This window comes from Nocardia aegles (genome assembly GCF_052545135.1).
Window position 1 is genome coordinate 535,452 of record NZ_JBQWRI010000001.1, and the last position, 15,623, is coordinate 551,074.

Below are 15,623 nucleotides of genomic sequence, written 5' to 3' on the forward strand. Positions count from 1 at the left end.
GCCTGGGGCCATGGCAGGTAAGTCCCGCAGCACCTCGACGACTCGGGCGCGGGCGGGATCGGCGCGGGGGAGGACCACCACGGCGCGGTCTCGCGCGGCCACGCCCCGCACGGCGACGCCCAGAGCGACCGCCACGCCCCGCAGGCGCGCCCCCGCGGCCCGGCGCCCGGTGCGCCGTCCATCCGATACGGCTCCGCTCACGGTGATCACGCGGGGCATCGGCGGCGGCTGGACCATGGTGGCTCGCGGGCTCGGCGCGACCACGCGCGCCCTGAGCCGCGCGGGCGAGATCGAACACGGACATCGGCGCGACGGCATCGCGCTGGGGCTGATCGCGCTGAGCGCTGTGATAGCGGCGGCGGTCTGGTTGTCGGCCGGCGGCCCCATCGGCCACCTCGTCGAAGACGTGATCCGCGCGATCTCCGGATCGGCCTCCGCCGCGCTGCCGTTCGTCGCCTCCGGAATCGCCGTCGTCCTGATGCGCACCGAACCGCGCCCCGAGATCCGGCCGCGGCTGGTGCTCGGCGGCCTGCTGATCGGCTTGCCGGTCCTCGGGCTGTGGCACATCGCCGCGGGCGCTCCCACCGACGCGCACGGGCGTTCCCGGGCAGCCGGTTTCGTCGGCCTCGTCACGGGAGGGCCGCTGACCGACGGCCTCACCGCCTGGCTCTCGGTCCCGATCCTGTTGCTGGCCATTGTCTTCGGCGCACTGCTGGTGACCGGGACGACGGTGCGCGAGGTGCCCGCCAAGCTGCGGGCTTACCTCGGCACCGAGATCGGCGGCGAATACGGCGAATTCGACGGCGAGCGCCGGGACCACGACCCGGCCGATTACGACGCGGACGGATTCCCGGTGCACCGCGTCACCGCCAAGCGGCGTGGGCGCACGCCCGTGGAGAACTACCCGGCCGACGAGTTCGGCGATCCCGAAGCGGTCACCGAATCGCTCGGCGAACCACCGCTGCGCGACGCGAAACCGATCGCGGCCGAGGATCCCGCGCCGACACCGAAGCCGAAGAAACAGCGACCCGCCGCGGCGGTGGATCAGACGCCGCCGCCGAAACAGCTGGAGTTCGTCACCGACCGCGAGGTCGAAGGCGACTACACGCTGCCGCCGTTGTCGCTGCTGACCGACGGGGATCCGCCCAAGAAACGCAGCGCCGCCAACGAATCGATGATCGAGGCGATCACCGAGGTGCTGGTGCAGTTCAAGATCGACGCCGCGGTGACCGGGTTCGTCCGCGGCCCGACGGTGACGCGCTACGAGGTCGAACTCGGGCCCGGCGTGAAGGTGGAGAAGATCACCGCGCTGGCGCGCAACATCGCCTACGCCGTTGCGACGGAGAACGTCCGGCTGCTCGCGCCGATCCCCGGCAAGTCCGCCGTCGGCATCGAGGTGCCGAACGCCGACCGGGAGCTGGTCCGGCTGGCCGACGTCCTCAAGGCGCCCGCCACGCGCAACGACCACCACCCGCTGGTCATCGGTCTGGGCAAGAACATCGAGGGCGAGTTCGTCTCGGCGAATCTGGCCAAGATGCCGCACCTGCTGGTCGCGGGTTCCACCGGCTCGGGTAAATCCAGCTTCGTGAACTCGATGCTGGTGTCGCTGTTGCAGCGGGCGACACCGGACGAGGTCCGGATGATCCTGATCGACCCGAAAATGGTGGAACTGACGCCCTACGAGGGCATTCCACACCTGATCACGCCGATCATCACGCAGCCGAAGAAGGCCGCGGCGGCGCTGGCCTGGCTGGTCGAGGAGATGGAACAGCGCTACCAGGACATGCAGGCCAACAAGGTGCGCCACATCGACGACTTCAACCGGAAGGTGAAGTCGGGGGCGATCACCGCGCCGCTGGGCAGTGAACGGGTGTACCGGCCCTACCCGTACATCCTGGCCATCGTCGACGAGTTGGCCGATCTCATGATGACCGCTCCACGCGACGTGGAGGACGCCATCGTCCGCATCACGCAGAAGGCCCGTGCGGCCGGCATCCACCTCGTGCTGGCCACCCAGCGGCCATCGGTGGACGTGGTGACCGGTCTGATCAAGACCAACGTCCCGTCCCGGCTCGCCTTCGCCACCTCCTCGCTGACCGACTCGCGTGTCATCCTCGACCAGCCCGGCGCGGAGAAGTTGATCGGGATGGGCGACGGCTTGTTCCTGCCGATGGGGGCGGGCAAGCCGACGCGGTTGCAGGGCGCGTTCATCAGCGACGAGGAGATCCACGGCGTCGTCGACTTCGCCAAGAACCAGGCGGAGCCGGAATACCAAGAGGGCGTCACCGCCGCGAAGGCGGGCGAGAAGAAGGACGTCGACCCCGACATCGGCGACGATCTCGACGTCTTCCTGCAGGCGGTGGAACTCGTGGTCACGTCGCAGTTCGGGTCCACCTCGATGCTTCAGCGCAAGTTGCGCGTCGGCTTCGCCAAGGCGGGGCGGCTGATGGACCTCATGGAGACCCGCGGCGTGGTCGGCCCGAGCGAGGGTTCCAAGGCACGCGATGTGCTGGTGAAACCCGATGAGCTGGAAGGGTTGCTGTGGTCGATCCGCGGCGGCGGGGACGGCGGTGACCCCGCCGAGTCATCGGAGTGATCAGGCTGGGTCCAGACCCGTTTCAGGGGCGGCGGTCGCCGTGGTGATACCTGCTGAGCAGGCTGCAACCCTGAGCGGCTGACCCGGCACGGAAGCCGACGTTGGTGGACTCGAGTGCACGAGGTTGAATCATGCCGGGTTCGATACTCGAGGTGCGCACGAATCCGGATGGAGGATCCGCCGTCACGGGTGTGGATCGGTTCGGAGCTGATGGGAAAGCGAGACGGCCGTGGCCACTGCCGAGCATGCCGCGCACAGCAACATCGCCCAGCACAGTGATCGCCCGGACACCATCGCCCCGAACGCGAGCAGCACTCCGGTGCTGAGCGCGATGCAGAGTGTCGCCGAAAGGCGTTGTGTCAGTTGCAGGAATGAGGCCGCGACACCATGCAGGGACGGTGGCGAGAAGGCCAGGGTGACGGCTCGCAGCGGGGGTTCCACGACACCGCCGGATAGACCGGAGGCGATCTGGAGCGCCGAAAGGACCAGGAACAACGGCCATCCGTCACTGCACAGAGCCGCGACCGCGCTCGCTACGAGACCGACGGTCTGCACCACGAGTCCGTAGGTGATCAACGTCGGGCCGTGGGTTGCGAAAAGCCGTTGCCCCCAGCGGGCCGCCACGATCCGCGCCAGGGCCGAAGGGATCAGCGCCACGGCGACGGCAAGCGCGGGGATGTCACATACCTGGAGGAAATAGATGGTCTTGACGGTGCCGGAGGCCAAGACCGACCCGAACCACAACGCTGCCACCACATTTCCGGTGACATAACCTCGTGAACGCATCAGCTCGGGTGCGAAAAGCGCCAGTCTGCCGCGGCGGGCATAGCCTCGCTCCCACAGGACGAGACCGGCGACGAGCAAAGCGCACGTCGCGAACACTCCCATCATGGCGGGCACAGGCAATCCGGGTTCGATCACCGGGATCGTCACGAGGATTACGAGCCCACCGAGCACGGTGATACCCGGCAGATCGAGGTCGGTCCTGCGTCGCACTCGCGGCACGCGGGGGAGACCTCGGACACCGAGCACGATCGCCGCGATTGTGAACGGAACGGGCAGAAGCAGTATGACCCGCCACGCGGATTCGGCCGGCAACGCCCACATCGCGACGCCGGCCAGCAAGGGACCGGCGATCGCAGCCCAGGCGCCGGCAGAGGTGTATCCGGCCAGTGCGCGTAATCGAGATCGTCCGGTGAAAGCGTCCTGGATGACAGCGAGCACCTGGGCGCTGATGACCCCCGCGCCGAAGCCTTGAACGAGCCGTCCGCCGATGACCGACCACGCGCCGGAGGCGATGGCCGACGCGACGCCGCCGGCCAGGAAAAGCGAGAGTCCGGCGATGAAGAGTCCGCGCCGTCCGTACGCGTCGCCCAGCCGACCGGCCGGGGCGAGCCCGAGGCCGAACATCAGCGAGAACGACGCCAGGAACCATTGGATGTCGGAGTCGGCGAGGCCGAGCGAGGATTGCACCGCGGGCGCGGTGAAGGCGATCACCGCGCCGTCGAGAAGTGTCGCGAAGCCCGCACCGAGACAGGTCCACAACGCCATGCGTTCGTCGTAGGCGGCGGGAGCCGGTTCGATCGGCGGGTCGGTCGAGATGCCGACCCCGGGTTGCCCGCCGGCTGCGAAGGACGCCGTCTCGGTCATCGCGGAGCCGACGCGGTCGGCAGAGCACAATTCATCCGATGATCTTGTCTGCGGTGTCGCATTCGCAACAGACTTTCGCTCGCGATGAGCGGTGGCGGGTACCGGCACCTACGCATCGGAGCCCACCTCGCTGCGGTGACGGCGTGTGCCACCGCGGGTTCACGACATCGTCAAGTCGTCTGCTCTGAACCAGCCATCCGCGTTCGGGCCTGGCCGGAATCTTTGTCGCGAGCTCGAAACCGCTCGAGCTGTCGCATTCGTTCCCTCGGCGAGATTCGAACTCGCATCTACCGGAATCTAGGTCCGGCGCCTCTACCGATTGGGCTACGAGGGATCGGTCGGTCGACCTGTCGGAGTTCACCACGGACGGCGGGATTCCAACCCACGGTCTGCGGTTTCGGCGACCGCCGCGCTACCGGCCGCGCTATGTCCGTTCGCACGAAAGAGGGGTCACTCCAGGCTGTTCGCCGCGGAGTGACCCCTTCTCGGTGCGGGTCTGCGAAAGACCCGTTTCAGGGGCGGCTCCGCGCGCTCATCCGCCAGAAGACGGGGCAGACCCATAGCACGGTACGGACGCGCGACGCACTGCTCGGCAATCCCGGTCGCCCAGCCGTCGTGGTCATCGTCTCGCCTTCCTGTGGTCTGTGATCTTCGCAGTTCAGAAAGTAGCACCGGATGCCGGTGTGGAGTACCGGTTTGCGTCGCCGCCGACCTACCGGGTTCAGTTCTCGCGTGCCTGGGGTGGAGCTCAACGGCAGCCTTTCAGTCGAGCCCGGTCATCGCCGCGCCGTGCCGAGGACCGAGTGCCGGTGCCGATGTGGCACTGCGGGTGCACACCGCGCAGGCCGGAGATGCCACGGGCAGCGGCAGAGTGAAGCGCACGACGTCGCTGAGCGAGCCGGGGCGGTGACGAAGCGGTCGACCGATATTCGCCGGGTGGCTGCGTGCGCGTTCATCGCAGTTGGCGCGGTCGAGGGCGCGGTGGTCGTCGGCTACCAGCGCCCACAGTGGCACGAACGACCGGGTGAACGCGTGTGGAATTATGGGCGGCAACTGATCCGCTATCGCGGAGTAACCGACAAATCGGGCATTATGGACAGCATGTTCTCGGATCGGAACGCCCTATGCACGTAACCGCACTCGAATGGGCGATCACCGTCGCGGTGATCCTCGCCCTGTTCGTCTTCGACTTCTTCACCCATGTCCGCACTCCGCACGAGCCGACGTTCCGGGAATCCGGGTTCTGGTCCGCGGTCTACATCGGGCTGGCGCTGCTGTTCGGCGGCGTGGTCGCCTGGCAGTGGGGGTCGACCTACGCCGGGGAGTACTACGCGGGCTTCGTCACCGAGAAGGCGCTCTCGGTGGACAATCTGTTCGTCTTCCTGATCATCATGTCCACCTTCGCGGTGCCGCGGATCTACCAGCAGAAGGTGCTGTTGATCGGCATCGTGCTCGCCCTGGCCATGCGCGGTGCGTTCATCGCCGTCGGCGCGGCCGCCATCAGCGCGTTCAGCTGGGTGTTCTACCTGTTCGGTCTGTTCCTCGTCTACACCGCGGTCAAGCTGCTACGCGAGAGCGGCCACGAGGTCGAGGTCGAGGAGAAACGCGACAGCCGGATCGTCGCGTTGGCCAAGCGGGTGCTGCCGACCACCGACGAATACGACGGAGACAAGCTGGTGACCAGGGTCGACGGACGCCGGGTGGTCACGCCGCTGTTGCTGGCGCTGCTGGCCATCGGGTTCGCCGACCTGCTCTTCGCGCTGGATTCGATCCCGGCCATCTACGGCCTGACCGAGCAGCCGTATCTGGTCTTCACCGCCAACGCGTTCGCGCTCATGGGCTTGCGACAGCTGTACTTCCTGATCGGCGGATTGCTCGACCGGCTGGTGTACCTGTCCTACGGGCTGGCGGCGATCCTCGCGTTCATCGGCGCGAAGCTCGTGCTGCACGCACTGCACGAGAACACGCTGCCGTTCGTCAACGGCGGCGAGCACGTCGCGGTCCCGGAGATCTCCACGCCCGTCTCGCTGGGCGTGATCCTGGTCATCCTGGTGGTCGCGACGGTCGCCAGCCTGCTCCGTACGCGCGTCCGAGCGGACCGGTAGCCGCTCAGGGCGCGAAGGCGCCGAAGACCGGGGCCCATTCCGCGGCGCGCACGTCGTCGACGAGGTTTTCCCGGGCGAAGGGATCCTGGGCCAGCAGATCCTTCAGCTGTCCCGCGTCCTGCGAGCGGAACAGCAGCAGCGCTCCGGACCCGTCCGGGTACGGACCGCTGCTGAGCAGGGTGCCCGCCTCGAGCAGGCCGACCAGCCAGGCCCGGTGCTCGGGACGGTGGACGTCCCGGCCCGCGGCGGTGGCCTCGGAATAGGCGTAGTGGACGGCGAAGATCGGCACGGGTATCGCTTCCTGTGGGGACGGACTCAGAGCGTCAGCAGCATCCGAGTATTGCCGAGGGTGTTCGGCTTCACATAGCTCAGATCGAGGAACTCGGCCACACCGGTGTCGTAGGAGCGGCACATCTCGGCGTACACCTCGGCGGTGACCGGGGTGCCGTCGATCTCGACGAAGCCGTGCCTGCCGAAGAACTCCACCTCGAAGGTCAGCACGAACAGCCGTTCCAACTCGAGCTCGCGGGCCACCGCGACCAGCCGCTGGACGATGAGTTTGCCCACACCGGTGCCCTTGACGTCGGGGTGCACCGCGACCGTGCGCACCTCCCCGAGGTCGGCCCACAGCACGTGCAGCGCGCCGCAGCCGACCACGCGGCCGTCGAGTTCGGCGACCCAGAACTCCTGCACCGCCTCGTAGAGGGTGACCAGGTTCTTCTCCAGCAGGATCCGGCCCGCGTAGACGTCGATGAGGCGCTTGATCTCGGGCACGTCGGAGGTTCGTGCGCGTCGGACGACCGGGAGGGAGCTCTGCGCGGCCGAAGCCGCGCCCGGATACGCGTCGCTTGTCGAACCACCTAGTGGTCCCCGAGAGGTCATGGGGTGCACAGTAGTCGGCCCGGCTACCGATACTCTGAACGTGTGCCGCAGATCCACTCGTTCAGCTCACCGCATCGCGCCGTGCGGTGCGGCGGCTCGACGAGGCGGTCGTGAGCGAGCCGATCGCCGGTGAGGCGAAGGCATGAGCGTGCAACCCGACGAGGCGGACCGCCCCTGGAGCGCGCCCGCACCGATCCGTCCCGGCTTCGCGCCCGCGCAGGCCGAGAGCGGGCCGCCGCTGCTGAACATCGCGAACGTGCTCACCATCCTGCGCATCCTGATCGTGCCGCTGTTCGTCCTCGCGCTGTTCGCCGGCGATGGTCACCAGACGGGCTGGCGGATCGCCGCCGCGGCGCTGTTCGGCCTCGCCGCCATCACTGACCGGTTCGACGGGCAACTGGCTCGCAAATACGGGTTGGTGACCGATTTCGGCAAACTGGCCGATCCGATCGCGGACAAAGCGCTGATCGGTTCCGCCGTGATCGGCCTGTCCGTGCTCGGTGATCTGGCCTGGTGGATCACCTTGGTGATCTGTGGCCGGGAGATCGGCGTCACACTGCTGCGTTTGATCGTCGTGCGGCGCGGAGTGATTCCCGCCGGGCGGGGCGGCAAGCTGAAGACGCTGGTCCAATCACTGGCCATCGCCATGTTGCTGCTGCCACTGTCGGGCTGGGTCGCCGGGCTCGGCATGCTGCTGATGTACCTGGCGGTCGCGCTGACCGTGGCCACCGGGCTCGACTACGTCGGCCAGGCGGCCCGGGTGTGGTTCGCGGGCGGCCCGGGGCGCAACCGCGGCGTATGAGCGATCCGCTGGTCGCCGAGGTGCCCGCCCTCGATCTCGTCCGTGCGCTAGTGGCCGTGCGGCAAACGGTAGCCACCGCGGAATCGTTGACCGCGGGGCTGCTCGCCGCGACCATCGCCGGGGTGCCGGGCGCCAGTGCTGTGCTGCGCGGCGGCCTGGTGGTGTACGCCACCGACCTCAAGCACAGTCTCGCGGACGTCGACGCGGAGGTCCTCGCGGCCGAAGGCCCGGTGGCGGCGAGCACTGCCGAACAGCTGGCCGTCGGCGCTCGCACCCGCTGCGGCGCGGATTGGGGTGTGAGCCTGACGGGAGTGGCGGGCCCCGATTCGCAGGACGGGCACCCGGTCGGCACGGTCTTCCTCGGACTGGCCGGTCCGGGGCACACCGAGGTGATGCGGTTGAAACTCCCGGGCGACCGGTGGACGATCAGAATCGGTGCGACGCGCACGGCGGTGGCGGAATTGCTGCGGTGTGTGCGGGAGACGGGTACGGACTCGCTCGACCGCGTCGGGCGCAGCGGCTGAGGGTACCCCGGCGGGAACCATCCGCCCCGGTTCCGACGTTGTGCCAGAAAGAACGGCATGCGTGGGGCCGAGAATCGCGTCGGCCCGGCGACCGGGAGCGAAGGAGAACGAGATGACGCTGCTGCGAGAGGCGATCGGGGACAGTCTGCGGCGTGCGCGTCTCGCCCAGAACCGGACCTTGCGCGAGGTGTCGACGTCGGCGCGGGTGAGCCTCGGCTATCTCTCCGAGGTCGAGCGGGGCCGCAAGGAGGCCTCCAGCGAATTGCTGGCCGCCATCTGCGAAGCGCTGGACGTGCCGCTGTCGCGGGTGCTGTGGGACGTGAGCACGATCATGGCAGGAGTCGACGGACCGGCAGCCGACGCGCCCGCGGACGCGGCCGCCACGTCCGCGGCCGAACCGGAGCGGACGGAGGCCGAGCCCGCCGCGCAGGCCGAGCCCGCGACGGCCACCATGTCGGTGGCCGATGCGGCCGCGCGGCCGCTGCCGCTGGCGGAGGACACCCGGATCGTCATCCCGGCGCCGCGATCGGACATGTTGGTCCTGGTGAAGGGTGCGTGACGGGCGACCGGGCGCAGCCACAGCGGCAACGCTGCGGGCGGGGGCGGAAAGCGGATAGATTCTCCGTAGGCGTCGGTTGGGCCGGGTTCGCCCGGCCCGGGTGCCAGATGGTGGAGGATAGGCACATATCGAGTGCGTGACGGTCGCGCACTGGAGTCGCGCCCGAGCGCGGCATGTCAGATGGAGGCGGGATCAATCGATGGCTAATCCGTTCGTCAAGGCCTGGAAATACCTGATGGCCCTCTTCGATGCGAAGATCGAGGAGCACGCGGATCCGAAGGTCCAGATTCAGCAGGCTATCGAGGAAGCCCAGCGGCAGCACCAGGCCCTTTCGCAGCAGGCCGCGTCGGTGATCGGCAATCAGCGTCAGCTGGAGATGAAGCTGAACCGGCAGCTGGACGAAGTCGAGAAGCTCAACGCCAACGCACGCCAGGCCGTCCGGCTGGCCGATGAGGCCGCCGCGGCGGGCGACACCGAGAAGGCGATCCAGTTCACCAACGCCGCCGAGGCGTTCGCCGCGCAACTGGTCACCGCCGAGCAGTCCGTCGAGGACCTGAAGGTCCTGCACGACCAGTCGCTGCAGGCGGCCGCCCAGGCCAAGAAGGCCGTGGAGCAGAACGCGATGCTGTTGCAGCAGAAGGTCGCCGAGCGCACCAAGCTGCTGAGCCAGCTGGAGCAGGCCAAGATGCAGGAGCAGGTCTCCGCCTCGCTGCAGCAGATGGATTCGACGCTCTCGGCGCCGGGCAGCACGCCGAGTCTGGACGCGGTGCGCGAGAAGATCGAGCGCCGCTATGCCAACGCACTGGGCGCCGCGGAACTCGCGCAGAATTCGGTGCAGGGCCGCATGCTCGAAGTGCAGCAGGCCAGCATCCAGATGGCCGGGCACAGCAAACTGGAGCAGATCCGCGCGTCCATGCGCGGAGAGCAGCTGCCCGCCGGTGGCGCCCAGCCCGCCATCAACCAGGCACAGGCCGGTTCGGCACAGCCGCAGATGAACAAGGGGCAGGCCGCGCAGCAGTAGCGGCGAGCGAGTGTTCGGCGAACATGTGTCGGTGAGGGCTGGTTCACTGGAGGACAAGGCGTGGGGACCCGACCGGCCGGCCGTCGGCCGAGTCGGGTCCCGGTCTGTCCGATGAGTGCGACCGGTGGGAGAGAAGGTATGAGCGGCAGTGCATTTCGCGAGCGGCGGCGTCCGCCCGGAACGGCGATGATCCGGGCACAAGCCGCGCTCGCGCCGCAACCGGGCAGCCTGCCGGACAGTCTGCGTGAAGTCGGGGAGAACGCGCTCGTCGCCGTGCGGCGCTGGGCCGATCCACGAGAGCGGGAGCTGCGCCGCCGCCGCAGGGCTCGCCGCCGCAGCTTCCAGCTGGGCACGGTGTCCGGCCTCACCACCGTGGGAACTGTTGGCCTCATTGCCCTTTCGGCCCCGGTGTGGGCCGTGGTCATGGTCGGCGGCGGAGCGGTAGCACTGGTGACCGGCGCGGCGCTGAGCACGCGCCGTTATCTGCGGCTGCGGGGAGCGCCGCTGCCGCAGTCGGCGTTCCTCCCGCGCAAGCAGCCACCGTTATGGTCGAACGCCCGGCCGCCGATCGCGCGTCTGGTCCGGGCGGAGAAGGCGTTGCACGGTATGGGTGTTCAGATCGCGCGTTCCCATCGGCTGCCCACGGACGAACTGGCCGACCTGCTCGAAACGGCCGCATCGGGGGCGGCGGCGCTTCATGCTCTGGCCGCCGACATCACGGCGATGGAACAAGGGCTCGGCGCCATCGGAAGCGCGAATTCGCCTGCGGCGGTGGCACTCACCGAAAACCTGCGGCGCATCCTGGCCAGGCTCGATGCGGGCGTCGCGGAGTACGAGCAGGTGGTGGCCGCAGCGGGCCGGATTCTCGCGGCGCCGGAGCATACCGTGGTGCGGCACAACTTCGACACCATCGTGGCGGATCTGCGGCACGCCTCCGACCGGCTGGACGGGTGGGCGCAGGCGCTGATCGAGGTGGCCGACAAATCGGTGCCCGCGTCGCCGCGGCCACCGAGCTGATCCGGGTCGGTCGGTTCGGCTGGGTCCCGGCGGCGAAACTCCTCGGCCCGGCGCGAAACGTCGCGGCAACGAGTTCGCGGCTCTCGGCCTGAGGTCGAGCCCTCCCACAATGCTGGGCGGACGGCCGATCCGGGATTCCCGCGATCGCCGAACCGTGCCGCCGGGCCACGGCCGCGAGTTGTGAAATTGCATCGGTGGCGACCCCGCCGATCGATCCGGTGGACGCCGGAGCGCGTGGTCCGCCACCGAGCGGTCGCGCGGGCGCGGTGCTCGGGCGGTCGGTAGGCTGCGGCGATGCGGTTTCTCTCGACTCGCGAACGCGACGGCGGGGTGATCGGAATGACGAGCAGCCTGGATCGCTGGCTGGTCGACCGCAGTGCGCGTGCGCGGGCGACCCCGGCGGACCGGGCACTGAAGGCTGTGAGCACCGCTGCCGACAAAAATCGCTTGTGGATCGCGCTCGGGTCGGTCCTGTTCGTCGCCGGTGATCGCGCGACCCGGCGCGGTGCGGTGCGGGGATTGCTGGCGCTGAGCATCGCCAGCGGCGTGGCCAACGGCGTGGCCAAGCCGCTGTTCCCGCGCCGCCGTCCGCCGGACGAGTCTGTTCCGTTCGTGCGCAGGCTGGTCGCGCCGCCGGTCTCGTCGTCGTTCCCTTCCGGGCACGCGGCTTCCGCCGCGGCGTTCGCGACCGGCTTGGCGCTGGAATCGCCCGCGGCGGCCGTCGTGGTCGCCCCGGCCGCCGCCGCGGTGGGGTATTCGCGTGTGCACATCGGTGTGCACTGGCCATCCGATGTCGTCGCGGGCGCGCTGTTCGGTGGCGCGGTCGCGCTGATCACTCGGCGGTGGTGGGCGGTGCGCGACGACGAACCCGCCGCCCTCGGCCCGGTCGAACACCTCGACCCGCTGCCGAAGGGCGCCGGGTTGCTGCTGATCGGCAATCCGCACGCGGGCTCGGGCGACGGCGACGGCGCGCTCGCCGACCTGCGTGAGCGACTGCCCGCCGCCGAAATGCTCGAACTCGGCGGCGGTGACGATCTCCAGGAGCGGGTCGACGAACTGCTGCGACGCCACGACATCCGCGCTCTCGGTGTCGTCGGCGGGGATGGAACAGTGTCCGCCGTCGCGGAGTACGCGGTCGGTCACCGGTTGCCGCTGGCGGTCTTCGCCGGCGGCACGTTGAACCACTTCGCTAGGGACGCCGGAGTGCAAGAGGCCGAGGTGACCGTCGCCGGGCTGGAAGCGGGCGAAGCCGTGCGCGTCGATGTGGCGGCGGTCTGCTTCGACGACGCCGGGCGGCGGACCTTCGTCAACACCGCCAGTCTCGGGGGTTATCCCGATTTCGTGCGCGTCCGCGACCGCTGGGAACGCCGGATCGGCAAATGGCCCGCGGCGGGAATCGCGATGGTGCGCGTGCTGTCGCGTGCCCAGCCGTTGCACGTCACCGTCGATGGCACTCGCACGGCGCTGTGGATGCTGTTCGTCGGCAACGGCAGCTATCACCCGGCCGACCAGATCCCGATGTCGCGTCCGCAGTTGCGTGGCGGCGCCCTCGATGTCCGTTATCTACGCGCCGACGTTCCGTTCTCGCGGCTGAGGCTGGTCTTCGCGACGTTCACCGGAACGCTGGAGTACTCGCCCACCTATCGGCATCGCCGGGTTTCCCGCGTGGACGTGCGGGTCGCCGGCGAGCCGGTGTCGCTGGCCACCGACGGCGAGGTCGACCTTCGCGGCACGGACTTCCGGTTCACCAGCGGGCCGTCGGCGCTGATGCTGATCAAGAGCGGGCACCCGAGCCCGCAGCGGCCCGCCCGCGGCGAAGAGCAGGGTAATAGCTATTAGATAGCTGTTTCCTGCTCGAGTTGCGGCGTGTCGTCGAATTAGTCACTGATTCTTGTTTGGTCGGGAAACGCACGGGTAGTTGCCACCCTGTAGCTGATCATTTCCGGCTCCGTCTGGGGTCGGGCACATGCACTACTGGCAGGAGCACGTCATGCTCGATGTTTCCTACCGTCGATCGCTGCTCGACCAGGACACGCAGCGGCTGGACGTCAGCCGGTACCTGACGTGTGACAGCGCCGAGGACCCGGTGCGGCTGGCGCGCAGAACGCAGCGCGTTGCCGCAGCATCCGACGTCACCGATCTACCCACAGGCGATTGAACTCTTTTCCCAGCACGCGCGGTGGACAGCCGCGTTCTGTCGGGCTGCGCATCGCACGGACGAACTGCGGAGGAACCCATGACTGAAATGCTGGAAACGCTCATCGGCAACTCGGTGTACGGCCCCGAAGGCGAGAAGATCGGCAAGGTCAAACGGGTCTACGTCGACAACAATTCCGGATCACCCACCTGGATCGCGGTATCCACCGGTCTGTTCAGCGCCGACGCGCTGGTTCCGCTGGCCGGCGCCGAGCACCGCCCCGACGCGGCCGTGTTGCAGGTGCGAGTCGGCAAAGATGCGGTCAAGGCCTCGCCGCAGCTGGACCACAACGGGCAGATCAGCCCGCAGGCCGAGCAGGAACTGTTCGACCACTACCAGATCGATCCGGATCAATCCGCCTGGGACGTCTACGGCAGACAGCCGGTGCCGCAGCCGCCGCGCGCCCGTCCCGCGATGACCCGCCCGCCGGAGCAGCGGAGCGGGGAACCGGGAGACGTCGCCACGCGCATGCGAAACCATCCGGGTCGCGACGAGGAGACCTTGCGGATGCCGCCGATCGGCGATCGGTCGCGCGGGGGGCGGGAGCCGATGGTCGATCCCTACGCGGTCGACACGGCCGATCTCGGTATGCGGGAATCGCACGGCATGTCGCACGACGATCCGCTGGGCGAAGAGTTGCCGGACGCCGAGCCCCGAGGCTGATCGGTTCGTCTTCGACGATGGTGTGCGCGTCCACTCACGCGCACACCATCGGCGTGTGGTGGGCAGGGTCACGCGGCGAAATCCCGATCGCCGCGCGACAAAGGTCAGGGACAACCCTGATTTCCACCCCGAAATCCCTTCTCACCTGGTGATTCACGGTGCTCCAAGTGTCATGCTCGAAGCGGAAACCGACGTCTTGGAGGCATCGAAATGTTGTGGAAGATCATCGGCATCGTCGCGGTCGTCTGGATCGCGCTGGCCGTCATCGGCGCGCTGATCAAAGGTTTGTTCCCGATCCTGGTGATCAGCGCCATCGTGTTCGGGCTGTACCTGCTGTACAAGGCGGTCTCGGGCTCGGACAACTCGACGGTGAGCAAGCTGTAGCGGCGGACCCGCCGATGCGGGTGTGATCGGGCCGCACTGGGGTGTGGCAGGCTGGGCGGATGCGAGTAGCCGTCGTCGCGGGGCCCGATCCCGGTCACGCGTTTCCCGCTATCGCGTTGTGCTCGAGGTTCCTGGCGGCCGGTGACGAGCCGGTCTTGTTCACCGGTCCGCGCTGGTTGGACGCCGCGCTCGCCGCCGGAATCGGGGTGCGCAGACTCAAGGGCCTGGCGCCGCGACCGGTGGACGACGACGCCGACGCGGGGCAGCGCATTCACGAACGGGCGGCGCACATCTCCACCGAGATGCTGCCCGAATTGAGCGCCATGCTGCCCGAACTGGTGATCTCCGACGTGCTGACCGCGGGCGGCGGCATGGCCGCCGAACGGCTCGGCGTCCCGTGGGTGGAACTGTCCCCGCATCCGCTGTACCTGCCGTCCAAGGGGCTGCCGCCCATCGGGAGCGGGCTCGCGCCCGGTTCGGGTCTGCCCGGGCGGGTGCGCGACGGCGTGTTGCGCGCGATGACGGCACGAGCCCTGCGGAACGGGCGTCGCCAGCGCGAGCGGGCGCGCGCGAGCGTCGGCCTCCCTGCTGTCGATCCCGGCCCCGCCGCGCGCCTGATCGCCACCCTGCCCGCGCTCGAGGTACCGCGCCCCGACTGGCCGGAATCGGCCCACGTGATCGGCCCGCTGCTGTGGGAGCCGACCGACGCGATCCTGGACCTTCCACCCGGGGACGCACCGCTGGTCATGGTCGCTCCCTCGACCGCGCACACCGGTGTGGCGGGCATGGCCGAAACCGTCCTGGCGGCACTGGACGGAACCGGTGTGCGCGTGGCGATGTCGATGCTGGACACGCCGCCGGCCGACCTTCCCTCGTGGGCCACGGCCGGGCTGGGTCGGCAAGACGAACTGCTGACCCATGCGTCCGTCGTAGTCGGCGGCGGCGGTCACGGCCTGCTCGCCAAGACGCTGTCCGCGGGCGTCCCCATCGTCACCGTTCCCGGCGGCGGCGACCAGTGGGAGCTGGCCAATCGCGCGGCCCGGCAAGGCAGTTCGATCGTCGTCCGGCCGCTGACACCCGAGGCCGTGCGTACCGCGGTCGGTGCGATCCTCGCCGACCCGAGCTACACCCGAGCGGCACGGGAGGCCGCCGCCACGCCCGGCTTCCCGGACCCCGTCGCCCTGTGCCACCAGGTCCGCCACGCCGTCCGCCGCTGATCGAAG

The 15,623-nt window shown here is 69.0% G+C and carries 15 protein-coding genes and 2 tRNA genes; 12 read left to right on the top strand and 5 right to left on the bottom strand.

What is annotated here, in order from left to right; translation table 11 throughout:
• Window positions 1–10 precede the first annotated feature (10 nt).
• Window positions 11–2,596, top strand: a complete 2,586-nt coding sequence (locus tag ACT89H_RS02605) for a DNA translocase FtsK (RefSeq protein WP_445106836.1) — start codon at window positions 11–13, stop codon at window positions 2,594–2,596.
• 183 nt (window positions 2,597–2,779) lie between these two features.
• Here the strand turns inward: ACT89H_RS02605 and ACT89H_RS02610 are convergent, their stop codons facing one another.
• The 3 genes from ACT89H_RS02610 to ACT89H_RS02620 form a co-directional block, all read right to left on the bottom strand.
• Complete coding sequence (locus tag ACT89H_RS02610) at window positions 2,780–4,246, bottom strand: MFS transporter (RefSeq protein ID WP_445106837.1); 1,467 nt, start codon at window positions 4,244–4,246, stop codon at window positions 2,780–2,782.
• Window positions 4,247–4,506: 260 nt separating this feature from the next.
• Window positions 4,507–4,580 (bottom strand) — tRNA-Leu (locus tag ACT89H_RS02615).
• Window positions 4,581–4,607: 27 nt separating this feature from the next.
• Window positions 4,608–4,680: transfer RNA gene (locus tag ACT89H_RS02620), tRNA-Arg, on the bottom strand.
• Between the two features lie 690 nt (window positions 4,681–5,370).
• Between ACT89H_RS02620 and ACT89H_RS02625 the strand changes: the two genes are divergently transcribed.
• Window positions 5,371–6,351 carry a TerC family protein gene (locus ACT89H_RS02625; protein ID WP_445106838.1) on the top strand — a complete coding sequence of 327 codons (981 nt, stop codon included), beginning with the start codon at window positions 5,371–5,373 and terminating at the stop codon, window positions 6,349–6,351.
• Between the two features lie 4 nt (window positions 6,352–6,355).
• On the opposite strand, the gene ACT89H_RS02630 is transcribed toward ACT89H_RS02625, so the two are convergent.
• Window positions 6,356–6,640 carry a YciI family protein gene (locus ACT89H_RS02630; protein ID WP_445106839.1) on the bottom strand — a complete coding sequence of 95 codons (285 nt, stop codon included), beginning with the start codon at window positions 6,638–6,640 and terminating at the stop codon, window positions 6,356–6,358.
• 26 nt (window positions 6,641–6,666) lie between these two features.
• Entirely contained in the window at window positions 6,667–7,233 is a 567-nt protein-coding gene (locus tag ACT89H_RS02635; protein WP_445106840.1) for an amino-acid N-acetyltransferase, read from the bottom strand.
• Between the two features lie 142 nt (window positions 7,234–7,375).
• Here ACT89H_RS02635 and pgsA point away from each other — a divergent pair, with 142 nt between their 5' ends.
• From pgsA to ACT89H_RS02685, 10 genes are all read left to right on the top strand, one after another.
• The gene (gene pgsA / locus ACT89H_RS02640; protein WP_445106841.1) at window positions 7,376–8,035 is read left to right on the top strand and encodes a CDP-diacylglycerol--glycerol-3-phosphate 3-phosphatidyltransferase; all 660 of its coding nucleotides are present in this window, start codon (window positions 7,376–7,378) and stop codon (window positions 8,033–8,035) included.
• Window positions 8,032–8,559, top strand: a complete 528-nt coding sequence (locus ACT89H_RS02645) for a CinA family protein (protein WP_445106842.1) — start codon at window positions 8,032–8,034, stop codon at window positions 8,557–8,559. The genes pgsA and ACT89H_RS02645 overlap by 4 nt, the downstream gene beginning before the upstream one ends.
• Before the next feature lie 112 nt (window positions 8,560–8,671).
• A complete protein-coding gene (locus tag ACT89H_RS02650; RefSeq protein WP_445106843.1) occupies window positions 8,672–9,118 on the top strand; it encodes a helix-turn-helix domain-containing protein in 447 nt (148 codons plus the stop codon).
• Window positions 9,119–9,317: 199 nt separating this feature from the next.
• Window positions 9,318–10,139: a PspA/IM30 family protein gene (locus ACT89H_RS02655; protein WP_445106844.1), complete on the top strand. Its 822-nt coding sequence runs from the start codon at window positions 9,318–9,320 to the stop codon at window positions 10,137–10,139.
• 138 nt (window positions 10,140–10,277) lie between these two features.
• Window positions 10,278–11,156 (top strand): phage shock envelope stress response protein PspM, encoded by an 879-nt coding sequence (pspM, locus tag ACT89H_RS02660; protein WP_445106845.1) that lies wholly within the window; start codon window positions 10,278–10,280, stop codon window positions 11,154–11,156.
• A 294-nt stretch (window positions 11,157–11,450) separates the two neighbouring features.
• Complete coding sequence (locus tag ACT89H_RS02665) at window positions 11,451–12,995, top strand: bifunctional phosphatase PAP2/diacylglycerol kinase family protein (RefSeq protein ID WP_445106846.1); 1,545 nt, start codon at window positions 11,451–11,453, stop codon at window positions 12,993–12,995.
• Window positions 12,996–13,146: 151 nt separating this feature from the next.
• Window positions 13,147–13,314 (top strand): hypothetical protein, encoded by a 168-nt coding sequence (locus ACT89H_RS02670; protein WP_445106847.1) that lies wholly within the window; start codon window positions 13,147–13,149, stop codon window positions 13,312–13,314.
• Window positions 13,315–13,392: 78 nt separating this feature from the next.
• Complete coding sequence (locus ACT89H_RS02675) at window positions 13,393–14,016, top strand: PRC-barrel domain-containing protein (protein WP_445106848.1); 624 nt, start codon at window positions 13,393–13,395, stop codon at window positions 14,014–14,016.
• 210 nt (window positions 14,017–14,226) lie between these two features.
• Entirely contained in the window at window positions 14,227–14,400 is a 174-nt protein-coding gene (locus ACT89H_RS02680) for a hypothetical protein (protein ID WP_039799283.1), read from the top strand.
• Between the two features lie 59 nt (window positions 14,401–14,459).
• A complete protein-coding gene (locus ACT89H_RS02685; RefSeq protein WP_445106849.1) occupies window positions 14,460–15,617 on the top strand; it encodes a glycosyltransferase in 1,158 nt (385 codons plus the stop codon).
• The last annotated feature ends 6 nt before the right edge of the window (window positions 15,618–15,623 follow it).